Genomic DNA, 24,434 nt, shown 5'->3' on the forward strand with positions numbered 1-24,434 from the left:
GACTACTCGAACCGCGAGGTGTCTCCCGCGCCCCGGCGTACGATCTCCGCCTCGCCGCCGGAGAAGTCGATGACCGTGGTCGGCTCCGTGCCGCAGTCGCCGGAGTCCAGCACGGCGTCCACCTCGTGGTCGAGCCGCTCCTTGATCTCCCAGCCCTGCGTCATCGGCTCGTCCTCGTCGGGCAGCAGCAGGGTGCTGGAGAGCAGCGGCTCGCCGAGCTCGTCGAGCAGGGCCTGCGTGACGACGTGGTCGGGAATGCGGACCCCGACCGTCTTCTTCTTCGGGTGCATCAGCTGGCGCGGCACCTCGGACGTCGCCGGGAGGATGAAGGTGTAACTGCCGGGTGTGGCCGCCTTGATCGCGCGGAACACGTCGTTGTCGATCTGGACGAACCGTCCCATCTGCGCGAAGTTCTGGCACACCAGGGTGAAGTGGTGACGGTCGTCCAGGTTGCGGATCGACCGGATCCGGCTGATGCCGTCCCTGTTGCCGAGCTGGCAACCCAGCGCGAAGCAGGAGTCTGTCGGGTACGCGACGAGCGCGCCGGAGCGGATGATGTCGGCCACGTTGCCGATCGTGCGACGCTGAGGATTCTCGGGGTGCACGTCGAAGTATTTCGCCATCCGCCGAGCCTACGTGGTCCCGGCGCCGGCGCCCGAGCCGCGACGATGCGCGGATGCGCGCGCTGAGCGAACCGAAGCGGGCCGATGACCGGCCGGCCGGGCGGGCGAGCGTGCCCAGGCCGAGCCGCTCCGGACCGCTCCCCACCGCTTCGGACCGCTCCGGACGCTGCCGGGCGGGTTCCGGGGCACGATGAGAGGTAGCCGTGTGCCCCGGGCCGCCGCTGGGCGGGTGGGGGCCGGGCCGGAGGTGCCGGAAGGGAGCGTCCCCGATGGGTTCGATCGACAGGTCGGGAGCCGGTGGGACCGGGCGCAGCGCGCCCGGGCTCGCCCCGCCCAGCGGGCTGCTCGACGTCCTGAACGTCGCGGCGGTGGTCCTCGACGCCCGGGGACGCATCGCACTGTGGAGCCCCCAGGCCGAGCAGCTGTTCGGCTGGTCGGCCCAGGAGGCGCTCGGCCGTCCCGCGGCCGGACTACTGGCTTCCGAGGAGCACGTGGGGCTGGTCACCGAGCTCTTCGCCCGGGTCATGGGCGGCGCGGGGGACTGGGCCGGCGCCTTCCCGGTACGCCACAAGGACGGCGGCACCCGCCTGGTGGAATTCCGCAACATGCGGCTGCTCGACGAGCACGGGGACCTGTACGCCCTCGGCATCGCGACCGACCGCACGCGGCTGCGGCAGCTGGAACGGGACCTCGCCCTCTCCGCGCGCCTGGTGGCCCAGTCACCCATCGGTCTCGCCGTCCTGGACACGGAACTGCGGTACGTGCTGGTCAACCCGACGCTGGAACGGATCAACGGGCTGCCCGCCGCCCAGCACATCGGCCGGAGCGTCCGCGAGGCCCTCTCCTTCCTCGACGACACCGAGGCCGCCGAATCCGCCATGCGCCAGGTCCTGGCCACCGGTACGCCGCTGCTCGAACAGTTCACGGCCGGCCGCACCCACGGCGGGGAGCGCACCGAGCACGCCTGGTCGGTGTCGTACTACCGGCTGGAGGACGCCACCGGACGCGTCCTCGGCCTGGCCACCTCCGTGGTCGACGTCACCCAGAGTCACCAGGCGGCCATCGAGATCGCCCGCAGCCGCCGGCGCCTCGCCCTGATCGCGGACGCCACCGTCCGCATCGGCACCACCCTCGACCTGGACCAGACCGCCCGCGAGCTCGCCGACGTCGTCGTCCCGGAGCTCGCAGACATCGCCGCCGTCGACATCCTCGACTCCGTCCTCGAAGGCCGGCCCACCCTGCGGTCCTCCGCCCACGAGCCCGCCGTGTTCCGGGCTCTGGCCGTCGCCTCCGCCTTCCCCAGCGAGGCCGTCCGCGCCGCCGACCCGCCCGGGGACATCGCCGCGTACGCCGCGGACCGGCTGGTCACCCAGTCCGTGACGACGGGACATCCGGTCCTGGTGGCCCACGTCCACGCCCAGGACATCTCGCGCATCGCCCGCGACAGCACCGCCGCCTCGCTCCTGACCCGCGCCGGCCTGCGCTCGTACCTGGCCGTGCCCCTCATCGCCCGGGGCGAGGTCCTCGGCGCCCTCGACCTCAAACGCACCCGCAACCCGCTGCCCTTCAACGACGACGACATCGTGCTGGCCGGGGAACTGGCCGCCCGGGCCGCCGTGTGCATCGACAACGCCCGCTGGTACCGCAACGCGCACCACACCGCCCTCGCCCTCCAGCACCACCTCCTCCCGCACCACCCGCCGCCCACGCCCGGGCTGGAAGTGGCCTCCCGGTACCGGCCCGCCGCGGCCAGCAGCGAGATCGGCGGTGACTGGTTCGACGCCATCGCGGGCCCGGACGACACCACCGTCCTCGTCATCGGCGACGTCATGGGCAGCGGCATCAACGCCGCCGCCAGCATGGGACAACTGCGCACCGCGACCCGCACCCTCGCCGAACTCGCCCTCGATCCCACCCAGGTGCTCCAGCAGCTCGACCGCACCACCGCCGCCCTCGAAGAGACCATCGCCACCTGCGTCTACGTCGTCTACGACCCGCACCGGGCGCAGTGCCGGGTCGCCGTCGCCGGACACCTGCCGCCCGTCCTCATCCGGTACGGCCACACCCCCGAACTCCTCGACCTGCCCACCGGCGCACCGCTCGGCGTGGGCGGCATCCCCTTCGAGGCCACCACCGTCGCCATGGAGCCCGGCGACCAACTCGTCCTCTACACCGACGGACTCGTCGAGACCCGGGACCAGCCCATCGACGAACGCCTCGACCTGCTCCTGGACCTGCTCGCCGACACCGGCCGCCCGCTGGAGGAGACCTGCGACCGGCTCCTGGGCTCCCTGCGCCGGCCGGACGACCACGACGACGTCGCCCTGGTCATCGCCCGCGCGAGGCCCCTGCCGTAGTCCTGCCGCAGCCCTGTCGCGGCGGCCGCTCGCCTCGCGGCCCGGCCGGCGCGACCTTACGCTGATCGTGATCGCCCCGCCTTGAACCCCGTACGGCAGGAGGCATGTGGTGACTCCGACGCACATACGGATCCGCCGGGCCTGCGTGGCCGCCGCCGCGGCGGCCCTGCTCGTCGCCCCGGCCGTCGCGGGCTCCGCGTACGGGACGCCCGCCGCGGTGCGGTCCGCCACCGCGACCCCCACCCCGGACGGCGAGGACGGCTTCCCGGAGCTCACCCCCGCCGTCGCGGCCCAACTCGACGTGGCCGTGCGCCGCGTCATGCGCGAGGCCGGGGTGCCCGGCGTGATCGTGGGGCTGTGGGCACCCGGCAAGGGCAGCTACGTGAGGGCCTTCGGCGTGGCCGACAAGGCGACCGGCGCGCCGATGCGGACCGACTTCCACACGCGCATCGGCAGCCAGACGAAGACGTTCACGGTCACCGCCCTCCTCCAACTGGTCGACCAGGGCAAGGTCGGCCTCGACGATCCGATCGGCGACTACATCGCCGGCGTGCCGAACGGGGACCGCATCACCCTGCGCGAGCTGGCCGGCATGCGCAGCGGGCTCTTCAACTACAGCGAGGACGCGGACTTCGACAAGGCGTTCACCACCGACCCCGAGCGTCCCTTCACGCCACAGGAGTTGCTCGCCTACTCCTTCAAGCACCCCGTGCAGTTCGAGCCGAACGCGAAGTTCGAGTACTCCAACACCAACCTGATCCTGCTCGGTCTGCTGATCGAGAAGGTCACCGGCCGGCCGCTCAAGGACGTCGTCAACCGGGACGTGGTGGCGCCCGCCGGACTGGGCCGCACGCTGTTCCCGACCGGCGCGGAGTTCCCCGCACCGCACGCGCAGGGCTACACGGACCAGACGGCCTCCGGCAAGATCGAGGACGCCGCAGGCTGGAACCCGTCGTGGGCCTGGGCCGCCGGCGCCATGATCTCCGACCTCCAGAACCTGCGCAGCTGGGCGCGGACCCTCGCCACGGGCACGCTGCTGACACCCGAGACGCAGGCCCAGCGCCTGAAGACCACCTCGGTCGGCATCCCCGGCGCCGGCTACGGGCTGGGCCTGTTCAACGTCCAGGGCTGGATCGGACACAACGGCTCGCTGCCGGGCTACGAGAGCCTGGGCGTCTTCCTGCCGCAGGAGCAGGCGACCCTGGTCGTCATCCTCAACACCGACGTCCTGCACGACGGCCAGGAGCCCAGCACCCTCTTCGGCGAGGCGATCACCGGCATCGTGACCCCGGACCACGTCTACCCCGGGCACAAGCCCTCGGTCCCCAGATGACCCGACTGTTAGGGTCCGGGGTATGCCAGAGCTCATCAGCCCCACCACCCGCCTGCACAGCTCCTGGCTCGCCGCCCAGCGGGAAGCGGGCCCCGACGCCCACCTGGACGGCGGCGGACTCGGTTCCGACGACGACGTGGACAGCCCCGAGGGCTTCGCGGCCTGGGTGGACCGGCTCCACCGGTACGGGGACCGTACGGCGCCCGTCGAGCACGGCCGCGTCCACGCCACGTACTGGTGGATCGCCGAGGACGACACCTATCTCGGCGCGATAGACCTGCGGCACTACCTGAACGGTTTCCTGCTCGACGCGGGCGGCCACATCGGCTACAGCGTCCGGCCCTCGGCCCGCCGCCGCGGGCTCGCCACCTGGGCCCTGGGCGCCGTCCGGCACGAGGCCCGCCTGCTGGGGATGGACCGGGTCCTGCTGACCTGCGACCCCGGCAACGAGGCCTCGATCCGCACGATCGAGTCCAACGGCGGCGTCCTGGAAGACGTCCGCGAAACCATCATCGGCCCCAAGCGGCGCTACTGGATCACCCTCTAGCGCGCCGTTTCCGCGCGAGGGCGGGAGCCGCGGGGCGGAGGCGGCGGGACGGGACGTCGTGTCGTGAGCGTGCCGGGTGGTGGCGATGGGTCGATAGTGGGTCTGTGAGGGACTGGTCGGAGGGACCCCGGCAGAGCGGCGCCGCGGACGGCGCCGCCTGGTCCGGACGTGAGGGCGCGCGGGCATTCGCGGCGGTGGACGCGGCCACGGACTGGCTGCTCGGGTACCCGTTCGTCTTCCGGGCGCTCGCCCGCCGGATCGGCCCCGGGTCCGTCCTGGTGGACTACGGATGCGGACCGGGCAAGGTGGCCGACCAGGCGGCCCGGCAGCTGGGCGCGCGGGTCCTCGGGGTGGACACCTCGGCGGAGATGCTGGCGCTCGCCCGTGCCTCGGCGACCGCCGTGGCGGAGTACCACCTCGTCGACGACGGCCGGGTGACCTGCCTCGCCGACGGCTGCGCGGACGCGGTCATGTGCAACCACGTGCTCGCCTCGCTGCCGACCGAGGACGCGGTGCTCCGCGTGCTCACCGAGATCCGCCGACTGCTGCGGCCCGGCGCCCTGTTCGTGCTGCTGACCACCGACCCCAACTGCAACGGCATCGAGTACGCCTCGCTGCGGATCGGCGAACCGGGCGAGGTGTACGGGCCCGGCGACGAGCTGACGGTACGGCTGCTGCGCACCGACGGAACCTGGCAGGAGATGCGCAACCACGCCTGGCCCGTCGGCTACTTCCCCTCCCTGCTGGAGCGCGCCGGCTTCCGGGACGTCGTCCAGCACCGGCCCACCGTGGACGAGGCCCTCGCCGTCGCCGACCCGGACCTCGCGGCCGGCCGCCCGTGGCCGGCGGAGCGGGTGAGGCCGCCCCTGGTGATCACCACGGCGCTCGCGGCCTGACCGTAACGCGGACGGTCGCCGCCCCACCGGCCGGCCGGCCGGCCGGAAAACGGAGCGACGCCCGCCGCCCGTACGGGTGTTACTGTCGCGCCATGTCCAAGGCCGAGATAGACGTGGTGACCGCCGAGTTCTTCGGCGCCTTCGACAACCGGGGCGGCCAGGCCGCCGACGTGGGACGGATCCGCCGGCTGATGCTCCCGGGCGCGGTCATCGTCAAGACCGGCCCGGACTTCACGCCCTACACCGTGGACGAGTTCATCGAGCCGCGCCTGCTGTTGCTGTCCGGCGGCCGACTGGCGGAGTTCTCCGAGTGGGAGACCTCGGAGCGAACCGAGATCGCGGGCGACATCGCCTCGCGGTTCGGCGAGTACCGCAAGTCCGGGATCCTGGACGGCGAGCCCTTCGAGGGCGGCGGGACCAAGACCATGCAGTTCGTGCGGACCCCGGAAGGCTGGCGGATCGCCGCCTTCTCCTGGTACGACCAGCCCTGACCGCGCGGCCGACCGCGTTCGCGGCGCTCCTCAGCGGTCCCCCTCGTGGGCGTTGCAACAGCCGTCCCGGAGCATCTGGCGCAGCACCCCGCCCCAGTCCCCGGGAGCCGCGTCCGGCGACGCGCCGGAAGGGGTGAAGGCACGCTCCAGGGCCGGGCGTTCACGTACGACACCGCCCCGGACGGTCGCCCGCACGCGGACCAGGTCCGCGAAGTCGGCGAAGGGGTCTCCGTCGACGAGGGTGAGGTCGGCGATCCTGCCCGGTTCGACCGTGCCGAGCCGGTCCGCGACACCGAACACCCGGGCCGGGGTCCGGGTCACGGTGGTCAGCGCCTCCGCCGGCGACATCCCGTAGCGGTGCAGGGCCCGCAGCGAGAGGTGCAGGTGGAGCCCCACGGGGGTGAGCGGCGCGTCCGTGCCCAGCGCGAGCCGGCCGCCCCCCGCCACGACGCGCCGGTAGACCTCCACCTCGCGCTCCAGGACGGCGCTCTGCTCCGCGCTCGGCGCACTCGCGGCCGCGGCCCGGACGGCCTCCACGTCCCACGGCGGCATCAGGGCCGTCACCCGCGGATCGTCGGCGAGCGCCGGATCGGCGCCGATCAGCGGCAGCGCGGTGAACGGGGTGGCGATGAGATCGAAACCGCCCCGCGTGTAGACCTCGACGGTGTCCTGGTACGTGTGGCCCCGCGGGGTCGCCCCGTGGCCGTACTCCGCGCGCTCGGTCGCCACCAGGTGCGTCGTCAGGTCCTGGCCGGACTGGACGCCCGGGGCACACAGGTGGGAGCCGGCCAGGACGCCGAGCCGCTCGTGCGCGAAGCGGGCCGCCTCGGCCATCAGCGCGTAGGGGGCGCGTACGTACGTCTTGACGAAGTCCCAGTCCAGCGCCTCGCCCCGGGCCAGCGAACGGGTGAACCCCGCACGGGTGCGATGGGCGCGCCCCATGCTGTAGGCGACCCGGGAGCCGTCCAGGAGCTCCCCGCCGGCCAGCAGCCGCGGCGCGGCGAGCCGCCCGGCCCGGATGTCCTCGCGCAGCCGGGCCTGCTCGTAGGCCGAACCGCCGAGCGACACCACGGTGGTGACCCCGTACGCGAGGTGCAGCACGCCCTGGCGCGCCCCGTAGGTGTAGGGGTACGGATGGACGTGCGCGTCCCACAGCCCCGGCAGGACCGTGCCGTCGGAGGCGTCCACGGTACGGGCGGCGCGGCGGCCCGGCCGGTGCGGTTCGACGGCGGTGATCCGGCCGCCGCTGACGAGGACGTCGACGTCGGCCCGCGGCGGTGTGCCGGTGGCGTCCCACAGCAGCCCCGCGTGCACGACGGTGTCGACGGGTGCGGGGCGCCGGTAGGAGAGGGAGACGGGCACGGTCCGGGCGGGCCCGGCGGGCGCGCCGTCGCCGTCGAGGCCGAGCAGGCGCAGCCGGGCGCAGGACTGGTAGAGCAGGGTGCGCGCGTCGCCGGACCAGGAAGGGTGGTCGGCGGGCTCGTCGGTCAGGCGCCGGGCCGGTCCGGTGGGGGTGCCGTCGGGGCCGACGGGGAGCAGCCACAGCGCCGACTCGCTGACGCAGGCGAGGAAGCGCCCGTCGGGTGACCAGACGGGCCCGGAGGCGTAGCGGTCCGCGAGCGAGGCGTGCGGGGCGAGCGCGTGCAGGCGGTCGGCGCCGGTGGCGGCGTCGACGATCCGGATGAGGTTGTAGCCCTCGCGGAAGCGCCGGCTGAGCCGGTTGCGGTCGCACAGGGCGAGGTGCCGGCCGTCGGGCGACCAGCTGGGCGGGCCGGGCAGTCCGCCCCCGCCCAGCGCCGCGACCAGCGGGGTCTCCGTCCCGGTCGCGAGATCGCGTACGAGGAGCCGCCCGGCCAGGTCCAGCGCGGCGAGCCGGGTGCCGTCCGGGGAGAGCGCCCCGTAGACCCGCCCGCCCGGCGCGAGCACGCTCTCCCCGCCGCCGTCGAGCTCCCTGCGGCGTACGGTGTTCAGCCCGTCGCGGTCGTCGGTGTAGACCAGGGCCCGGCCGTCCGGGGTCCACACCGGGCCCTGGACGTAGGCCGTGGCGGGAGCCTGGACGATCTTGCGCGGTGCCCCGCCGGTGACGGGCGCCACCCACAGCGCGTTCAGCGCGGCGAAGGCCACGCTGCGGCCGTCGGGGGACAGGGCGGGCAGGTGGATCCCGCGGACCGGGAGGCTCCGCTCGGCCTCCAGGACGTACTCCTTGACCCGGTGGCGGGGGCGCGTCACTTCGAGGGTGGCGTCGAGCGGGATCTCCCGGCCGCCGTCGCCGCCGTCACGGTGCGGGCGGATCACCCGGAACCGGCCGTCGAGGGTGATCAGCAGGCGGTCGTCGCCGATCCAGCGCGGGGGAGCGGGCGCGAGGTCCCCGTCGAGGGACACCGGACGGCCGTCGGCGAACAGGGTCAGCGTCTCGGCCTTGCGGGGGCCGGGGGCCGCGGACAGCCAGGCGGTGCGGCCGGCCGGGGAGAGCGCGGGGGCCATCAGCCGGCCGTCGGCGACGGCGTGTTCGACCCGTACCGTCCCGGGCGCGTCGGCGGCGACGGAGCCGATGGTCCGGGCGGTCAGCGTGTCGCCCGCCGGCGTACCCGTGGTCACGGTGGCGCGGACGAACAGCACGCGGGAGCCGTCCGGCGACCAGACCGGGTCGAAGTCCTCCCACTCCCCGTCCTGTCCGGGGCCCTCCTGCCCGGGCAGGCCCGTCAGGCGGCGCGCACGACCGCCGGCGACGTCGACGGTCCAGATCCGGTACGGGCTGCCGGCCACCGGATCACCGCCGCGTTCGGAACAGCAGGCGAGGGTGCGGCCGTCGGGCGACCAGGCCGGCGCGCGGTGGTCGAAGGGGCCGTCGGTGAGCCGGCGCAGACCGGAGCCGTCCGTGTTCATCACCCAGAGGTGGAAGACGCCCCCGCGATACGCGCTCATCGCCACCTGGCGGCCGTCGGGGGAGAACACCGGACGCCCGGGCTCCAGATCGGGCGGGGTCAGGGGCGTGGCGGGCGAACCGTCCGGGGGCAGCGACCACAGGACGTTCTGCACCTCGGCGACGAACCGGTCCCCGGCGGCCGTGGCGGTCGCGGCCCCGTTGGTCGCACGGGTGAAGCGCAGCCCGACGGTCGCCGCGCCGACCGTCCCCGCGCCGCTCACCCCCGCCCGGACCGTCCCCGTACCGGCCGCGGCCTCCTGGTCGGCTGCCGCGGCGGAACGCCCGAGCAGCGCCGCCGCGGCTCCCATCGAAGCCGCCTGCAGCACGGTCCTGCGCGCAACTCGCATTCCGACCCCTCACCTCACGTGTCGACGTACCACCAAACGATCAAGACCCCCTGGGGCAACGGCGACACCGTCCGGGATAAATCGCTTGATCCCGGAGGCCCCCGACGGTCGGATGGCGGACATGAGCACAGCACGGATGCATCCCGGTCAGCACCCCGTCGACGAAGACCTCGTACGGAGGCTCGTCGCCGGGCAGTTCCCGCGGTGGGCGGGGCTGCCGGTGGAGCGGTTCCCGTCCGGCGGCACGGTCAACGCCATGTACCGGCTGGGCGAAACCCTGGTCGTACGGCTGCCGCTGACGGAAGGCGGAGCCGAGGACGTGCCCACGGAACGCGAGTGGCTGCCGCGCCTCGCCCCCGCGCTGCCCACGGCCATCCCCGAGGTGCTCGCAGCCGGGGCGCCCGCCGAGGGGTATCCGTGGCAGTGGTCGGTGTGCCGGTGGCTGACCGGTGAGAACCCGGAGGCGGGCGCGCTGGACGAACCGGTGCCGCTGGCCCGGGACCTGGCCGGGTTCGTGACGGCGATGCGCGGCATCACCCTGACGGGGGCGCCGCGCGCCCACCGCGGCGGGCCGCTCGCCTCGCTCGACGCGTCCACCCGGGCGGCGATCGAGGAACTGCGCGGGATCCCGCAGGAGGGCGTCGACTGCGACGCCGCGGCCGCTGTGTGGGAGGACGCGCTCCGGGCCCCGGAGTGGGACCGCCCGCCGGTGTGGCTGCACGCCGACCTGATGCCGGGCAACCTGCTCGTGGACGGTGGCAGGCTGGCCGCGGTGATCGACTTCGGGTGCACGGGGACGGGGGATCCGGCGTGCGATCTGTTCCCCGCGTGGAACCTGCTGCCGGCCCGGGCGCGCGAGGTCTTCCGCGAAGAGCTCGGCGTGGACGACGCGACCTGGAGACGGGGCCGGGGGCGCACCCTCTCGCAGGCGCTGATCGCGCTGCCGTACTACCGCAGGACGAACCGGGCGATGGCACTCAACGCCCGGCACGTGATCCGCGAGGTGCTGGCGGAGGGGCCGGGGGCCGGCTGACGTGCCCACCGCCGGCCGCCAAGGGAAGGGCCGGGCCGTGCGGACCGGTGACGGAACCGGTCGGGTCGGTCAGTCCCAGATCATGGGAACACCTCGTTTCTGACATCCGGAACACGGCCTCTCGGGATCCGGGGCGTCTCTCTTCCGGAGGCTCGCCCTGCTCCCGGTGAACAGCCTTCCGCCCGGCACGGACCGGTGGAAGGGGCCGAAGGTGAGAGCAAGTAGCCCCGAGAGCTTGGTGTCACCGCTCGGAACCGGCCAATTGCCCCGCCCACCCGGCAATGTGCCGAGACCCGCCTGTGGATCCGGCCCCGGCTGATGCATCCTGGTGGCCGTCCGGACCGTAGGTGCCCTGACGGGGGGTAGGCATGGTCTCGATCGTTCGCGCCCCGGAGGCCGCCGCCGGAAGCGCCGAGAGCATCAGGTCGCGCCCTGGAGCGGCCCTGCGGGGACAGATCATCGCGTACCACGGCTACCGGCTGCCGGAAGGCAGGCCCCGGTCCCGGCTGGAGGTCCCCGACGGGGTGGTGACGGTGGTCATCGCTCTCGCGGGCGGTCTCAGCCTCAGCGCGGGCGGACCGCCACGGGGCGCCTCGTCCTTCCTCTCCGGACTGCGCACCACCGCGACGCGCGGCGAGCACGCCGGAGGTCTGCACGGCATCGAGGTGACCTTCTCCCCGCTCGGCGCCTACCGGACCTTCGGGATACCCATGAGGTACTTCACGGAGGCGTTCGTCGACCTGTCCGACCTGCTCGGCCGGACCGCCGACCACCTCGTCGAGCGGCTCCGGCACGCCGACTCCTGGGCCGACAGGTTCGCCCTCCTCGACGCCGTGTTCCTCTCCTGCGGGGACAAGGGCGGCACGGTCTCGCCCGAAGTCCGCGAGGCCCTGCGGCGGTTGCACGCGGACAGTCGGCCGGAGGCCCTCAGCGCGATCTCCGGCGAGGTCGGCTGGAGCCCCCGCCATCTGCGCGCCTGCTTCGGGCAGCAGGTGGGGCTGGCGCCGAAGGCCGTCGCCAGGGTGGCCCGGCTCCAGCGGGCGCTGCGCCTCCAATCGCTCGGCCTGGACGGGGCCAAGGTGGCGGCCTTCGGCGGCTTCCACGACCAGGCCCACTGCATCCGCGAGTTCAAGGCGATGACCGGCCTCACCCCGTCGCGGTTCGCGGCCCACCGGGGCGGACTGCCGCCCGGCTCCGCGCTGGACCGGGTGGCGGGCCGGGTGACCAGCCTGCTGCTGCCGGACGACGCCTGAACTCCGATTCCTACAAGACCGCCGGCTCTGTTTCCCCCCATGCTGCGGTGAGCCAGGAAGAGACGTTGTCGACGTGGGGAGGAGCTCCGCGATGCTGTCCGCACTGGGACTCGACACATCGACCGAGGCCGTCTACCGGCTGCTGGCCGCGCGCCCCGAGGGCTGGGGCGTCGGGCAGATGGCCGAGCGGCTCGGACTCGAGGAACAGCGGGTGCGGGACGCGCTGGACAGACTCGCCGAACTCTCCCTGCTGCGCAGGTCGGCGGACCGGCCCGGAGGATGGCGGGCGATCCACCCCGAACTGGGGCTCCAGCTCCTGCTCCGCCGGCAGCAGGACGAACTGGAACAGCGCCGACGGGAACTGGACGAGACCCACGTCGCGGTCACCCGCATGCTCGCCGACATCGCCGAGCCCGCGAGCGGGGTCGGGGGCACGGCCGCGGGCGAAGCCGGCGGCGAGGAGACGGACAGCGAGCGCCTCATCGGCATGGACGCCATCCAGAGCCGACTGGAGCAGATCGCCAACAAGGCCACCACCTCGGTCTGTACGTTCATGCCCGGCGGCGGCCACTCCCCGGCGTCCATCGAGGCGGCGCGGCACAACGACGCCCAGATCCTGCTCCGCGGGGTGGAGCTCAGGACGGTCTGCCTGGACAGCGTCCGCAACAGCGCGCCGACGCTCGACTACGCCCGCTGGCTGACGGAGTCCGGGGGCGAGGTGCGCACGGTTCCCACCCTGCCGTTGCGGATGATCCTCATCGACGGCGCCAGTGCGCTGGTCCCGCTGGACCCCTCGGACACCCGCCGCGGGGCCGTCCTCCTCCACGCGGCCGGGGCGATGGCCGCGCTGTCGACGCTCTTCGAGCAGGTGTGGGCGGTCGCGCTGCCGCTCGGTGCGCGCCAGGGCAGGGACGAGGACACCGGGCTCACCGCACAGGAACGCGAACTGCTGACCCTGCTGGCCAAGGGGCTCACCGACGAGACGGCCGCCGGGCGGCTGGGGGTGTCCCTCAGCACCGTCCGCCGCAGCATGGCGTCGATCATGGAGAGGCTGGGCGCGCGCAGCCGCTTCGAGGCCGGGCTGAGGGCGGCGCAGGCCGGCTGGCTGTGAGAGGGGGGCACGCGCTGCCGAACCCTCGCTCCGGCCGCCGGAGCGAGTTCCCGCAGGCGGCCCCCGCCCCGGCCGCGCCCGTGCGATGCTGGGGGGCATGACCTTGGAGGACCTGGTACGCCTGCGTCGCGCGCGGGACACGATGGACCGCGACTACGCGCAGCCGCTGGACGTCCCCGCCCTGGCCAATGTCGCGCTCATGTCACCCGGGCACTTCTCCCGCAGCTTCCGCGCCGCCTTCGGGGAGACCCCGTACAGCTACCTCATGACCCGCCGCGTCGAGCGGGCGAAGGCGCTGCTGAGGCGCGGTGACCTCAGCGTCACGGAGGTCTGCTTCGAGGTCGGATGCACCTCGCTCGGGTCGTTCAGCTCGCGCTTCACGGAGCTGGTCGGGGAGAGCCCGAGCGCGTACCGGGCCCGCCGCCACGAGGCCGGTGCGGCGATCCCGGCCTGCGTCGCGAAAATTCACACGCGACCGATCAGGAACGGAGAAGCGCAATCGGCCGCCGCCTCGTAGCGTCGGAGGCATGACCATCAAGCTCTCACAGTGCTTCATCGCAGTCGACGACCACGACAAGGCGCTCGCGTTCTACCGCGACGTCCTCGGCATGGAGGTGCGCAACGACGTCGGATTCGAGGGGATGCGCTGGGTGACCGTGGGCTCACCCGAGCAGCCCGACGTGGAGATCGTCCTCGAACCACCCCTCGCCAACCCCAACGCCTCCCCGACGGACAAGCAGCAGATGGCAGAACTGCTGGCCAAGGGCATGCTGCGGGGCGTGATCTTCTCCACCGACGACGTCGACGCCACCTTCGAGCGCATCCGGGCAGCGGGCGGGGAGGTGCTGCAGGAGCCGATCGACCAGCCGTACGGCGTTCGCGACTGCGCCTTCCGCGACCCGGCCGGCAACATGCTCCGCTTCAACCAGCCCAAGCGGTAGGCACAGCCCGCAGCACCGTACGGAACAGCCGAACCGACGGGGACCGCACGCGCGGTCCCCGCCCGAACGACGGAGACACGATGAGCAAGGCCACGGGGACGGGGACGGGGGCGCGGTCGTCCGCGCCGCACGGTGCCGACAGCCACGACGTGATCCGCGTGCACGGCGCGCGCGAGAACAACCTCAAGGACGTCAGCATCGAGATCCCGAAGCGCCGGCTGACGGTGTTCACCGGGGTCTCCGGCTCGGGCAAGAGCTCGCTCGTGTTCAACACCATCGCCGCGGAGTCCCAGCGGCTGATCAACGAGACGTACAGCAGCTTCGTCCAGGGCTTCATGCCCACGCTCGCCCGCCCCGAGGTCGACGTCCTCGACGGGCTGACGACCGTGATCACCGTCGACCAGCAGCGGATGGGCGCCGACCCCCGCTCCACGGTCGGCACCGCCACCGACGCCAACGCGATGCTGCGGATCCTCTTCAGCCGGCTCGGGAAGCCGCACATCGGCCCGCCCAGCGCGTACTCCTTCAACACCGCCACGGTCCGGGCGAGCGGGGGCATCACCGTCGAACGCGGCGCCGCCAAGACCAAGACGGTGAAGGCGACCTACAACCGCACCGGCGGCATGTGCACGCACTGCGAGGGCCGCGGCAAGGTATCCGACATCGACCTCAGCCAGCTCTACGACGACACCAAGTCCATCGCCGAGGGCGCGTTCACCATCCCCGGCTGGAAGTCGGACAACGTGTGGACGGTCGGGATCTACGCCGAGTCGGGCTTCCTCGACCCGAACAAGCCGATCCGCAGGTACACCAAGAAGGAGATGCAGGACTTCCTCTACCGCGAGCCGACCAAGGTGAAGGTCAACGGCGTCAACCTCACCTACGAGGGGCTGATCCCGAAGATCCAGAAGTCCTTCCTGTCCAAGGACAAGGAAGCGATGCAGCCCCACATCCGGGCGTTCGTCGAGCGGGCCGTCACCTTCACCACCTGCCCCGAGTGCGACGGCACCCGGCTCAGCGAAGGGGCCCGGTCCTCGAAGATCCAGCGGATCAGCATCGCCGACGCCTGCGCGATGGAGATCAGGGACCTCGCCGAGTGGGTCCGCGCCCTCGAGGAGCCCTCGGTGGCGCCGCTGCTCGCCGCCCTGCAGCAGACCCTCGACTCCTTCGTCGAGATCGGCCTCGGCTACCTCGCCCTCGACCGCCCCGCGGGCACCCTGTCGGGCGGCGAGGCGCAGCGCGTGAAGATGATCCGCCACCTCGGCTCCGCGCTCACCGACGTCACCTACGTCTTCGACGAGCCCACCATCGGCCTGCACCCCCACGACATCCAGCGGATGAACGACCTGCTGCTGCGCCTGCGGGACAAGGGCAACACGGTGCTCGTCGTGGAGCACAAGCCCGAGGCGATCGCCATCGCCGACCACGTCGTCGACCTCGGGCCGGGCGCCGGCACGGCGGGCGGCACCGTCTGCTTCGAGGGCACCGTCGAGGGTCTGCGGGCCGGCGACACGATCACCGGCCGCCACCTCGACGACCGCGCCACGCTCAAGGACACGGTGCGCGAGCCTTCCGGCACGCTGGAGATCCGCGGGGCGACGGCGAACAACCTGCGGGACGTCGACGTCGACATCCCGCTCGGGGCGCTGGTCGTCATCACGGGCGTCGCCGGCTCCGGCAAGAGCTCCCTCGTCCACGGCTCGATCCCGGCGCGCGAGCAGGTGGTGTCGGTCGACCAGAGCCCGATCCGCGGTTCCAGGCGCAGCAACCCGGCGACCTACACCGGACTGCTCGACCCGATCCGCAAGGCCTTCGCCAAGGTCAACGGGGTGAAGCCGGCCCTGTTCAGCGCCAACTCCGAGGGCGCCTGCCCCACCTGCAACGGCGCCGGGGTCATCTACACCGACCTGGCGATGATGGCGGGCGTCGCCACCCCCTGTGAGGACTGCGAGGGCAAGCGGTTCCAGGCGGAGGTGCTCGAATACCGGCTCGGCGGCCGCGACATCAGCGAGGTCCTCGCGATGTCGGTCACCGAGGCCGAGGAGTTCTTCGGCTCCGGCGAGGCGCACACGCCGGCCGCGCACAAGATCCTCGACCGGCTCGCCGACGTGGGCCTCGGGTACCTCACCCTCGGCCAGCCGCTCACCACGCTGTCCGGCGGCGAGCGGCAGCGGCTCAAGATGGCCACCCACATGTCGGAGAAGGGCGGCGTCTACGTCCTCGACGAGCCGACGACCGGCCTCCACCTCGCCGACGTCGAGCATCTGCTCGGCCTGCTCGACAGGCTGGTGGACTCCGGCAAGTCGGTGATCGTGATCGAGCACCACCAGGCGGTCATGGCGCACGCCGACTGGATCATCGACCTCGGCCCCGGCGCCGGCCACGACGGCGGCAAGATCGTCTTCGAGGGGACCCCCGCCGACCTGGTCGCCAAGCGCTCCACCCTCACCGGCGAGCACCTCGCGGCGTACGTCGGCGCCTGACCCGGCCGCACACCGAACCAGGCGGCCGTACGCCGGCCGCGACGGGGACCGCCCCGGCCGGATGTTCCGGCCGGGGCGGTCTGCGTACGTGCGCACGCGCAGGCGTGGCTACCAGAACACGGGCAGGCGTTCCGGCAGGCGCTTCATGAAGCGGGTCCGCCAGACCAACTGGTCGACGGGGACGGCGAGCTGGAGGTTGGGCATCTTCTCCAGCAGGACCTCGATGGCGATCTCGGTGTGCCGCTTGCCGAGGGCGGTGGCGGGGCAGTAGTGCTGCCCGCCGCCGAAGGAGAGGTGGGTGCCGGCGTTGGCCCGGTCGATGTCGACCACGTGCGGGTCCGGGTACACGGCCGGGTCGGTGTTGGCGGCCTCGACCAGGACGAGCAGCAGCTCGCCCTTCTTCACCTCGACGTCGCCGAGGGTGACGTCCTCCAGGGCGAGGCGGGGCAGCCCGTCGGCGATGGAGAGGTTGATGCGCAGGAGTTCGTCCACGGCGGCCGGGATCTTCTCCGGCGCCTCGCGCAGCTGCTCCCACACCTCGGGGTGCTGGATGAGGGAGACGAGCGCCATCGTCAGGAAGCCCATGGTGGAGATGACACCGGCGCCGAACAGCGTGACGCCGACCGTGGCCAGCATCTCGTCCGTCAGGTGGGCGTAGTCGGGGTCGTTGCGCAGGGCGGCGAGTTCCGACATGAGCCCGGTGGTGGCGGGGTCGTCCAGGCGCTCGACCATGTAGGCCATGTCCCGGTCCCAGTTGAGCTTGGCACCGGTGACGGGGCAGGCCGAGTTCATGAAGGCGATGTCGAGGCTGGCGGCCAGGCGAGGGGCGTCGGTCTCCGGGATGCCGAGGATCCGGCAGTGGAGGCGTTCGGCGTACGGGTTGGCGAACTGACCGCGCAGGTCGACCGGCGCGCCGTAGGCCAGCAGGCTGTCGACGAGCGCGTCGGCCTCGGCGCGCATCCAGTCGACGAGGCCGTCGGTCTTGGGGTTGATCGCCTTGAGGACGGCCTTGCGCAGACCGGCTCCGGTGATGTTGCCCATGTTGTTGACGACCTCGGGCGGGATCGTCAGGGCGTACTGGCGGGGCACGCCGGGGGCCGACGTGTCCTTCAGGCTGAACCGGGGGTCCTCCAGGACCTGCTTGCACAGTTCATAGGAGGAGACGAGCCAGGCCTCGTCGCCGGCGATCGTGCGGACCCGCTTCACGGGCTCCTTGCGGAGCTCCTCGATCTCGCGGGGCAGCTGGTCGCCGCGCGCGGAGAACGGGAAGTCGAGCAGGGTGTCAGTGGGCATCGGGGTGTCCTTCGGCGGGCGTGATGATGGCGTGGCCCTGGTTGCGCGAGGCGCGCAGACCCGAACCGCGGGAGTAGAGCAGTTCCGCCATCGGCAGGAGCTGGTGGTAGCAGTTGAGCGAGGACGGCACGCCGAGGATGGCCGGCGTGTCGAGGAAGAGCGGCGCCTCGGCACAGACGTACTCGAGGCACACCTCGCGCTGTCGGGTGGTGGCGGACTTCCCGTCCAGGACTTTGGAGGAGAGGAACGCGTCGACCAGTGAGTTGCAGGTCTTGCGGAACTCCGGGTCGTTGTCGAGCAGGTTGTTCAGGTGGTTGTGCAGAGCGCGGTAGGCCGGGATGTCGGTGAGGGAGGACATCGGCCGGGCGCGCAGGCGGGTGCCGGTGGGGTCGGCTTCTGCGGCTGCGTTGTTCACCTTGGCGCGAACGCCGCGCAGGTTCTTGACCGCCTTGCGTCGGGCCTCGTCCTCGCCGTAGCCGAGGGCCTCGTACATCTCTGCTACGTGCAGGTCGGTGTAAATCAGGTCGACCTGCTGGAAGTTGCGCATCCCCCATTGGGCGAGGTCGAGAACGCGCTGGGCGGAGAAATAGCTGTTCCCCGGGGAGATGCCAATGACGGCATGGTCGCCTTCGGCGCTAATCACCTGGCAATGCGGGGTGTACGGCCGGACTGTGAAGACTTCGGTCGCTGTCGTCAACAGGTGTCGGGTCCTTTGCGCCGCAAGTCCCATGGGGCCCTGTGCCCCGGGTGTGGCGGCGACGTGAGGAAGGTACCGCAACTCTGTGCGACGTTCCATCACTTCCTGTTGGTAACTCACCTGTCGGACAACACCGTTGTCTGAGGCATCTTTCGTGTGGACGCTGGGAAGCGCGGAGTTGGCGGTGTGTTCGCACGGAATTGATGAACTGCATGTGTCGATGTGGCCGGGACGGGGCCACCCGGTTGACGCCGGGCCCCCGTCCTCGGGCATGGTGGACACGTCGAGCCGTCGGTCAGAAGGCTTTCGCCCAGTCGACCATCGGCGTGGTCTTGAAGGCCGAGACGGACGTGGCCGCGGTCTCCCCGTTGTGGGAGCCGACCGTGTTGTCGTGCCCGGCGTTGAAGATGTCGTCCTGGGCCGACTGGACGATGTTGCTGCCGATGACGAAGACGTACGTCGGGCCCGAGTCGGCGGCCGCGGGCGCGGCGGCGGCGAACAGGCCGAGCACGGTGCCGGCGGCGAGGACGGCCAGGATGCGGGAGGTGGTACGGACGGTTCGCTTCACGGCGATGCCTTTCGCGGATTCGGAACGTACACCTCCGGAAGGTAGGAGTTCCGCCCCGCCGTGGAGGGCCGACACACGGCGCTCGCCCTGAATGGCCCACGCGCCGTGCGGCGCCGGCCGGCCCCGTCAGTGGCCGAAGGGCGGTTCGAAGCAGCCGCTCTCCATGTACGGGCCGTTCGTCTTGACCTCGTAGTTGCTCTTCTGCACGAACGCCGTGACGCAGGCGTCGTCGCGGACGCGCAGTCCGACGCGGGTGCCCTCGGGCGTCACGTAGTGGTCGTCCTGGAAGCGCGGCTCCATCTCCCGGACGCTGATCGTTGCGCCCGGCCGTTCGCCCTGCGGCCCGGTCCGCTCCTCCTCGTATCCGAGCGGTCGCAGGGCCGCCCGCACGCTCGGGACGTCCCATGTGCCCGCCTCCCAGAGCCGTTTGAGCACGGGCTCGATCCGGTCGGCCTCCTTCCGTGCGTCCTTCGCGCCGGTGGGGGACATCTCGCCCGGGCGGCGGTGGGCGTTGTTGTCCCCGTAGTGCGGGGCGCCGTCGCCGGCCCCCGGCTCCACGTAGGGGGAGGCGCCGGCGGCACCGGGGCCCGCGCTCGCGCTTGAGCTCGCGCTCGTGCTCGGCAGCGGGTCCGGGGCACCGGGAGCCGCATCCGTGCCGCGGCGCTCACCACAGCCGGTCAGGGACAGGGCGGCGCTCAGGAGAAGAGCGGCCGCGGCGCAGCGACGGCGCGGCCCGCGTATCGAAGTGACCATGGGACGACTCTGCCACGCGGGTCCGCGCAGCCGCCCTCCGCCACTACGACGTAACGGCGGAACGGCGGAACGGCCTAGGCTTGAGCCGTGATCAGCAGGGATAGCAGCCGCCGGAAGGTGCTGGGCGCCGGGGTCGGTGCGCTGGCCGCGGCGCTGGCCGGATGCTCGGGGGACGCGGGTCCGGTGCGCAGGCTGCGGCTCGCGACGGGGCCGGAGGGCGGGCCGTACAACGCCTTCGGGCAGGCGCTGGCCCAGGCCGTCGCCGCGAGCGGCCGGCCGCTCGAGATCGTGCCCGTGAGCACCGCGGCGAGCGTGGACAACCTGCGCCGGCTGGACGACGGCTCCGTGGAGCTGGCGCTGGCCATGGCGGACGTGGCCGAGGACGCCGTACTGGGGCGCGGGTCGTTCTCCCGCCCGGCCGTGGTGACGGCGCTGGCCCGGGTCTACGTGAACTACACGCACCTGCTCGTCCCGGCGGACGGGCCGGTGCACGCGGTGGGGGACCTCGCCGGGCGTCCGGTCGCGGCCGGCGCGGAGGGCTCGGGCGTGCAGGTGGTGGCCGAACGGGTCCTGCGGGCGGCCGGGCTGGGCGACGGCCCCGCGCCGGCCCGTGGGCGCAGCCTGGGCCTCGCCGCCTCGGTCGAGGCCCTGCGCGAGGGCACGGTGGACGCGCTGTTCTGGTCCGGTGGCGTCCCCACGCCGGCGCTGTCGGGGCTGGCGCGCGTGCTGCCCCTGCGCTTCCTGCCGCTCGACGGCTACGTGGGCGCGTTGCGCGAGCGCTACGCCCCCGCCTACTCGGCGGTGACCCTGCCGGCCGGGGTGTACGGGCTCACGGAGCCGGTGGCGACCATCGGGGTCGGCAACCACCTCCTCGCCCGCGCGGACCTGCCGGAGGGCGCCGCCCGCGCCCTGCTCCAGGTCGTGTTCCGGCAGTGGCGCGATCTGCTGCGCGAGGTCACGGCAGGAGCGCGGTTGGAGCCCCGGTTCGCGATCTCCACCGGGGAGGTGCCGCTCCACCCGGGGGCCGTCGCCTACTACCGGTCCGTGTACGGCTGAGCCGTCATCGGGCCGGCAGGCGCAGCTCGACGACCAGGCCGTGCGGCACGTTGGCGCGGACCTCCAGCCGGCCGCCACTGCCGCGGGCGAGTTCGTCGGCGATGGCCAGTCCCAGTCCGCTGCCGCGTACGTTCTGGTGCTCGGGGGAGCGCGCGAAACGCCTGAGCAGCAGGGCCAGTTGGTCCTCCGGCACGCCCGGGCCGTCGTCGGCGACGCGGACGACGGCGCTCCCGTCGTCCGCCCGTACGACGAGCACCTCGACGCGGCCGTCGCGCGGCACGAACTTGACCGCGTTGTCGAGGAGCGAGTCGAGGATGCGGCCCGCCGCGTCGGGCAGCGCCCGCGCCGGCAGTTCCCCCGGCGGCCCCGCGGCCGTCAGGTGCAGTCCCGCGGCGCGGAAGACCGGGGTCCAGGCCGTCACCCGGTCCCGTACCGCCCGGGCCACGTCCTGATGGCCCGGCTCCGCCGTCCCGGACTCCACCCGTGCGAGGGACAGCAGGCCGTCGAGGAGTTCCTCCAGGCGCTCCGCCTCGTCCAGGGCGCGGGTGTGCTCGGCGAGGCCGGGTCCGGGGGTGATGTGCGGTTCGACGTTCTCCAGTTGCAGCACGAGCGTGGCGAGCGGATTGCGCAGCTGGTGGGAGGCGTCGGCGACGAAGTCGCGTTGGCGGCCCATGGAATCGGCCATGGCCTCCGCCATGGCGTTGAAGTGCTGCCGCAGGTTCCGCAGTTCCGGGGGGCCGGTGTCGGACACGGCCCGTGCCCGGAGGCTGCCGGCGGTCAACCGCTCCACCGCCCGGTCCAGATCGAGGAGCGGGCGCATCAGCCAGCGCGCGATGCCCGCCGCGACCAGGGCCGCCGCGGCGAAGGCGGCGACCGCCCCGGTGGCGATGAGCGACCAGCGGACCGCCACGTCCCGACGTGCGGCGTCGGTGGGGACGGCCAGCAGGACCGCCCCGCTGACCCGCTCGTCCCGGCCGACCGGCTCGGCGAGGACCACGGTCCTCGGGCCCCACGGGTGCAGCGTGGGCAGCCGGTCGGTGGAGCGGCCGGTGAGGGCGCGGCGGCGGGCGTCCGCCGCGGCGGAGGGGGCGCCCGAGGCGGCGTCGGCGTCGGCGCCCGCCTCCGTGGCGGCCCGCGACGCGGGCCCCGATCCGGCCCGCGCTATGGTCTCGCCCGCCGAGTCGACCACCACCACGCCGGCTCCGTACAGCTCGGCGTACCGCCCGATCTCGGCCGAGAGCTCCGCCCGGTCGGCGGCGGTGCGCATCCGGTCGGCGAGATCGGCGAACCGTACGGCCTCCGAACGCCGTTGGAGCAGCAGGTGCTCGGTGCGTCCGCGGGCGTAGGCGTCCGCCAGGGGGACGCACAGCAGCAGCGCCGCGGCCCCCATGAGCACCATGAGCACGGCGAGGAGCCTGCGCCTCATCGCGCGCCGTCCCCTTCCGCGGGTGCGGCGGGGGAGCCGAGCTGGTAGCCGAACCCGCGGACCGTGCGCACCAGGTGGGAGCGGCCGGTCTTGGCGCGGATGCCGGCCACGTGCACGTCCAGGGAGCGGGAGGCGGCGAGGAAGACGTCCCCCCAGATCCGGTCCAGGATCACCTCGCGGGAATGGACCTCGTCGGGGCGGGCGGCGAGGAAGGCGAGCACGTCGAACTCACGCCGTGTCAGGCGCACTTCGACGCCCGCCACCGTGACGGTGCGGCCCGCCAGGTCGACCTCGACGTCCCCGGTGCGCACGGGCGCGGGCCGACCCCCGCCGCCCCCGGTCCCGCCGGGGTGGGCGGGGTGGGCCGGTGGGGCGCCGGCGCGGCCGGACCGCGGGTCGGTGCGGCGGCGTACGGTGTCGATACGGGCCATCAGCTCGGCCATCCGGAAGGGCTTGACCACGTAGTCGTCGGCGCCCGCCCGCAGCCCCTGCACGATGTCGCGCTCCTCGCAGCGCGCGGTCACCACGATCAGGGGCGCGTCGCACACCGTCCGCAGCCGCCGCAGCAGTTCCAGCCCGTCGAGGTCGGGCAGGCCCAGGTCCAGGAGGACGAACCCGGCCTCGTGCACGTGCCGCAGGGCGTCCAGGGCGCGGCCCACGCGGCGCACGGTGTGGCCGCGCTGGGCGAGGGCGGTGCCGAGGGCCCGTGCCATCCGGTCGTCGTCCTCGACGAGAAGCGCGTGCATAGCCATGTCCCTCGCGACCTGTGACCCCGATCGGCTCAGCTTACGGGAGCCGCCGCCGGACGTTCCGGCGCTTCGCCGGCACCGCCGCCGGTACCGGAGGCCACACCGACACCGGGGTCGGACGCGGAGTCGGAGTCGGACTCGGCCTCGGCACGGCTGAGCGCGGCGTTACGGGTGTCCGGCATCAGGACGTACGTCACGAGGGAGACGAGGGCGCAGCCGGAGACGTACCAGAAGAACATCCGCTCGTGACCGCTGTTCTTGAACCACAGCGCCACGTACTCCGCCGTGCCGCCGAAGAGCGCGTTGGCGATCGCGTACGGCAGCGCCACGCCCAGGGCCCGCACCCGGGTCGGGAACAGCTCCGCCTTCACCGCGGCGTTGATCGAGGTGTACCCGGTGATGATCACGAGGGCGAGCAGGGACAGCCCCAGCGCGGACCAGTACGAGGACGCCGACCCGAGGGCGGTCATGATCGGGTACGTGCCCACGGTGCAGCCGACCGCGAAGGTGATCAGCAGCGGGCGGCGGCCGATCCGGTCGGACAGCATCCCGGCGAAGGGCTGCAGCACCGCGAAGAGCGTCAGAGCGGTGAAGCTGACCAGGGTGGCGGTCGTCTTCGGCATGCCGGCGCTGCCGACCAGGTACTTGGTGAGGTAGGTGGTGTACGTGTAGTAGGCCACGGTGCCGCCGAGGGTGAGCGCCATGACCAGGCCGGCCTGCCGCCGGTAGAGCCACAGGGCCTTCAGCGTGCCGCGGGTGCTGTCGTCGTGGGCCTCCTCGTCCGCCGACTCCTCCTTGAAGGCGTCGGTCTCCTGGAGCCGGCGCCGCAGCCAGAAGACGACCACCGCGAACAACGCCCCGAGGACGAAGGGGATCCGCCACCCCCAGCTGTGCAACTGGGCGGTGGTGAGGGTGTGCTGCATCGTGATCAGGATGCCCAGGCCGAGCAGCTGGCCGCAGGTCATGGACACGTACTGGAAGGAGGAGCCGAGCCCGCGCCGGTTGCGGGCCGACGCCTCGGTCAGGTAGGTGGCGCTGGCCGCGTACTCGCCGCCGATGCTCATCCCCTGGAGCAGGCGCGCGAGCAGCAGCACCAGGGCGCCGAAGTAGCCCGCCTGTCCGTAGGTCGGGGCCACGGCGATCAGCAGGGCGGCCACCGACATCATCGTGACGGTGAGGGTGAGGGCGCTCTTGCGGCCGTGCCGGTCTGCGGCGCGGCCGAGGATCCACCCGCCGACGGGGCGCATCAGGAAGCCGACGGCGAAGATGCCCGCCGTGTTCATCAGCTGCGTGGTCGGATTGTCGCCGGGGAAGAAGGAGTCGGCGAAGTAGATCGCGAAGCTGGCGTAGACGAACCAGTCGTACCACTCGACGAGGTTGCCGAGCGACCCGCCGATCAGGGCGAGACGGCGCTTCCTGCGCTCGTCACCGGGCGGTGAAGCGGGCATGACGGCGGACGCGGACATGGCGGCTCCTGAGGGATGTCCCCGAGGGGAGAGGGAGAAATGCCCCGGTGGCGGGGAAGTGTCCCGAGCATGCGACGGCCGTTGT

Annotated in this window: 21 protein-coding genes; 12 read left to right on the forward strand and 9 right to left on the reverse strand. The window is 72.9% G+C overall.

The window, feature by feature from the left end; all coding sequences use genetic code 11:
* Positions 1-2 precede the first annotated feature (2 nt).
* Positions 3-623 (reverse strand): L-threonylcarbamoyladenylate synthase, encoded by a 621-nt coding sequence (locus tag ACFYP3_RS09560; RefSeq protein ID WP_388829339.1) that lies wholly within the window; start codon positions 621-623, stop codon positions 3-5.
* A 269-nt stretch (positions 624-892) separates the two neighbouring features.
* Between ACFYP3_RS09560 and ACFYP3_RS09565 the strand changes: the two genes are divergently transcribed.
* From ACFYP3_RS09565 to ACFYP3_RS09585, 5 genes are all read left to right on the forward strand, one after another.
* The gene (locus ACFYP3_RS09565) at positions 893-2,980 is read left to right on the forward strand and encodes a SpoIIE family protein phosphatase (protein ID WP_388829342.1); all 2,088 of its coding nucleotides are present in this window, start codon (positions 893-895) and stop codon (positions 2,978-2,980) included.
* Between the two features lie 109 nt (positions 2,981-3,089).
* Positions 3,090-4,313, forward strand: a complete 1,224-nt coding sequence (locus ACFYP3_RS09570; protein ID WP_388829345.1) for a serine hydrolase domain-containing protein — start codon at positions 3,090-3,092, stop codon at positions 4,311-4,313.
* Between the two features lie 22 nt (positions 4,314-4,335).
* Positions 4,336-4,860 (forward strand): GNAT family N-acetyltransferase, encoded by a 525-nt coding sequence (locus ACFYP3_RS09575; protein ID WP_388829348.1) that lies wholly within the window; start codon positions 4,336-4,338, stop codon positions 4,858-4,860.
* Between the two features lie 104 nt (positions 4,861-4,964).
* Positions 4,965-5,756, forward strand: a complete 792-nt coding sequence (locus ACFYP3_RS09580; RefSeq protein ID WP_388829351.1) for a class I SAM-dependent methyltransferase — start codon at positions 4,965-4,967, stop codon at positions 5,754-5,756.
* A gap of 92 nt (positions 5,757-5,848) precedes the next feature.
* Positions 5,849-6,247 (forward strand): DUF4440 domain-containing protein, encoded by a 399-nt coding sequence (locus tag ACFYP3_RS09585; protein ID WP_388829354.1) that lies wholly within the window; start codon positions 5,849-5,851, stop codon positions 6,245-6,247.
* 30 nt (positions 6,248-6,277) lie between these two features.
* Here ACFYP3_RS09585 and ACFYP3_RS09590 read toward each other — a convergent pair whose 3' ends face one another.
* Positions 6,278-9,481, reverse strand: coding sequence for an amidohydrolase family protein (locus tag ACFYP3_RS09590; RefSeq protein WP_388829357.1), 3,204 nt, complete (start codon positions 9,479-9,481; stop codon positions 6,278-6,280).
* A 175-nt stretch (positions 9,482-9,656) separates the two neighbouring features.
* Between ACFYP3_RS09590 and ACFYP3_RS09595 the strand changes: the two genes are divergently transcribed.
* The 6 genes from ACFYP3_RS09595 to ACFYP3_RS09620 all read left to right on the forward strand — a co-directional run bounded on the left by ACFYP3_RS09595 (position 9,657) and on the right by ACFYP3_RS09620 (position 16,341).
* A complete protein-coding gene (locus ACFYP3_RS09595; protein ID WP_388829666.1) occupies positions 9,657-10,553 on the forward strand; it encodes an aminoglycoside phosphotransferase family protein in 897 nt (298 codons plus the stop codon).
* Between the two features lie 368 nt (positions 10,554-10,921).
* Positions 10,922-11,806, forward strand: a complete 885-nt coding sequence (locus tag ACFYP3_RS09600; RefSeq protein ID WP_388829360.1) for a helix-turn-helix domain-containing protein — start codon at positions 10,922-10,924, stop codon at positions 11,804-11,806.
* A 91-nt stretch (positions 11,807-11,897) separates the two neighbouring features.
* Positions 11,898-12,917 carry a LuxR C-terminal-related transcriptional regulator gene (locus tag ACFYP3_RS09605; RefSeq protein WP_388829363.1) on the forward strand — a complete coding sequence of 340 codons (1,020 nt, stop codon included), beginning with the start codon at positions 11,898-11,900 and terminating at the stop codon, positions 12,915-12,917.
* A 97-nt stretch (positions 12,918-13,014) separates the two neighbouring features.
* Positions 13,015-13,434: a helix-turn-helix domain-containing protein gene (locus ACFYP3_RS09610; protein ID WP_388829366.1), complete on the forward strand. Its 420-nt coding sequence runs from the start codon at positions 13,015-13,017 to the stop codon at positions 13,432-13,434.
* A 10-nt stretch (positions 13,435-13,444) separates the two neighbouring features.
* On the forward strand, positions 13,445-13,858 hold the full coding sequence (locus ACFYP3_RS09615; RefSeq protein ID WP_388829369.1) for a VOC family protein: 414 nt from the start codon (positions 13,445-13,447) through the stop codon (positions 13,856-13,858).
* 80 nt (positions 13,859-13,938) lie between these two features.
* Positions 13,939-16,341, forward strand: coding sequence for an ATP-binding cassette domain-containing protein (locus tag ACFYP3_RS09620; RefSeq protein ID WP_388829372.1), 2,403 nt, complete (start codon positions 13,939-13,941; stop codon positions 16,339-16,341).
* A gap of 108 nt (positions 16,342-16,449) precedes the next feature.
* Here the strand turns inward: ACFYP3_RS09620 and ACFYP3_RS09625 are convergent, their stop codons facing one another.
* The 4 genes from ACFYP3_RS09625 to ACFYP3_RS09640 form a co-directional block, all read right to left on the reverse strand.
* A complete protein-coding gene (locus ACFYP3_RS09625; RefSeq protein WP_388829375.1) occupies positions 16,450-17,634 on the reverse strand; it encodes a cytochrome P450 in 1,185 nt (394 codons plus the stop codon).
* The gene (locus tag ACFYP3_RS09630; protein WP_388829669.1) at positions 17,624-18,364 is read right to left on the reverse strand and encodes a tRNA-dependent cyclodipeptide synthase; all 741 of its coding nucleotides are present in this window, start codon (positions 18,362-18,364) and stop codon (positions 17,624-17,626) included. The genes ACFYP3_RS09625 and ACFYP3_RS09630 overlap by 11 nt, the downstream gene beginning before the upstream one ends.
* A 262-nt stretch (positions 18,365-18,626) precedes the next feature.
* Positions 18,627-18,899 (reverse strand): hypothetical protein, encoded by a 273-nt coding sequence (locus tag ACFYP3_RS09635; protein ID WP_388829378.1) that lies wholly within the window; start codon positions 18,897-18,899, stop codon positions 18,627-18,629.
* Positions 18,900-19,025: 126 nt separating this feature from the next.
* Entirely contained in the window at positions 19,026-19,652 is a 627-nt protein-coding gene (locus tag ACFYP3_RS09640; RefSeq protein WP_388829381.1) for a hypothetical protein, read from the reverse strand.
* A gap of 87 nt (positions 19,653-19,739) precedes the next feature.
* Between ACFYP3_RS09640 and ACFYP3_RS09645 the strand changes: the two genes are divergently transcribed.
* Positions 19,740-20,708, forward strand: a complete 969-nt coding sequence (locus ACFYP3_RS09645) for a TAXI family TRAP transporter solute-binding subunit (RefSeq protein WP_388829384.1) — start codon at positions 19,740-19,742, stop codon at positions 20,706-20,708.
* Between the two features lie 4 nt (positions 20,709-20,712).
* On the opposite strand, the gene ACFYP3_RS09650 is transcribed toward ACFYP3_RS09645, so the two are convergent.
* From ACFYP3_RS09650 to ACFYP3_RS09660, 3 genes are read right to left on the reverse strand one after another with little or no spacing between them, the layout of a single operon-like run.
* On the reverse strand, positions 20,713-22,134 hold the full coding sequence (locus ACFYP3_RS09650) for an ATP-binding protein (RefSeq protein ID WP_388829387.1): 1,422 nt from the start codon (positions 22,132-22,134) through the stop codon (positions 20,713-20,715).
* Positions 22,131-22,880, reverse strand: a complete 750-nt coding sequence (locus ACFYP3_RS09655) for a response regulator transcription factor (RefSeq protein WP_388829390.1) — start codon at positions 22,878-22,880, stop codon at positions 22,131-22,133. The genes ACFYP3_RS09650 and ACFYP3_RS09655 overlap by 4 nt, the downstream gene beginning before the upstream one ends.
* Positions 22,881-22,915: 35 nt before the next feature.
* Entirely contained in the window at positions 22,916-24,331 is a 1,416-nt protein-coding gene (locus ACFYP3_RS09660; protein WP_388829672.1) for an MFS transporter, read from the reverse strand.
* Between the last annotated feature and the right edge of the window lie 103 nt (positions 24,332-24,434).

Origin of the sequence: Streptomyces sp. NPDC005533, assembly GCF_042871845.1 — a bacterium.
GTDB lineage: Bacteria > Actinomycetota > Actinomycetes > Streptomycetales > Streptomycetaceae > Streptomyces.

Coding starts and splice junctions, on each gene's coding strand:
- ACFYP3_RS09655 (WP_388829390.1), bottom strand. CDS start 22,880: ATGCACGCGCTTCTCGTCGAGGACGACGACCGGATGGCACGGGCCCTC.
- ACFYP3_RS09610 (WP_388829366.1), top strand. CDS start 13,015: ATGACCTTGGAGGACCTGGTACGCCTGCGTCGCGCGCGGGACACGATG.
- ACFYP3_RS09585 (WP_388829354.1), top strand. CDS start 5,849: ATGTCCAAGGCCGAGATAGACGTGGTGACCGCCGAGTTCTTCGGCGCC.
- ACFYP3_RS09640 (WP_388829381.1), bottom strand. CDS start 19,652: ATGGTCACTTCGATACGCGGGCCGCGCCGTCGCTGCGCCGCGGCCGCT.
- ACFYP3_RS09605 (WP_388829363.1), top strand. CDS start 11,898: ATGCTGTCCGCACTGGGACTCGACACATCGACCGAGGCCGTCTACCGG.
- ACFYP3_RS09600 (WP_388829360.1), top strand. CDS start 10,922: ATGGTCTCGATCGTTCGCGCCCCGGAGGCCGCCGCCGGAAGCGCCGAG.
- ACFYP3_RS09620 (WP_388829372.1), top strand. CDS start 13,939: ATGAGCAAGGCCACGGGGACGGGGACGGGGGCGCGGTCGTCCGCGCCG.
- ACFYP3_RS09615 (WP_388829369.1), top strand. CDS start 13,445: ATGACCATCAAGCTCTCACAGTGCTTCATCGCAGTCGACGACCACGAC.
- ACFYP3_RS09565 (WP_388829342.1), top strand. CDS start 893: ATGGGTTCGATCGACAGGTCGGGAGCCGGTGGGACCGGGCGCAGCGCG.
- ACFYP3_RS09590 (WP_388829357.1), bottom strand. CDS start 9,481: ATGGGAGCCGCGGCGGCGCTGCTCGGGCGTTCCGCCGCGGCAGCCGAC.
- ACFYP3_RS09630 (WP_388829669.1), bottom strand. CDS start 18,364: ATGGGACTTGCGGCGCAAAGGACCCGACACCTGTTGACGACAGCGACC.
- ACFYP3_RS09650 (WP_388829387.1), bottom strand. CDS start 22,134: ATGAGGCGCAGGCTCCTCGCCGTGCTCATGGTGCTCATGGGGGCCGCG.
- ACFYP3_RS09595 (WP_388829666.1), top strand. CDS start 9,657: ATGCATCCCGGTCAGCACCCCGTCGACGAAGACCTCGTACGGAGGCTC.
- ACFYP3_RS09560 (WP_388829339.1), bottom strand. CDS start 623: ATGGCGAAATACTTCGACGTGCACCCCGAGAATCCTCAGCGTCGCACG.
- ACFYP3_RS09625 (WP_388829375.1), bottom strand. CDS start 17,634: ATGCCCACTGACACCCTGCTCGACTTCCCGTTCTCCGCGCGCGGCGAC.
- ACFYP3_RS09575 (WP_388829348.1), top strand. CDS start 4,336: ATGCCAGAGCTCATCAGCCCCACCACCCGCCTGCACAGCTCCTGGCTC.
- ACFYP3_RS09660 (WP_388829672.1), bottom strand. CDS start 24,331: ATGCCCGCTTCACCGCCCGGTGACGAGCGCAGGAAGCGCCGTCTCGCC.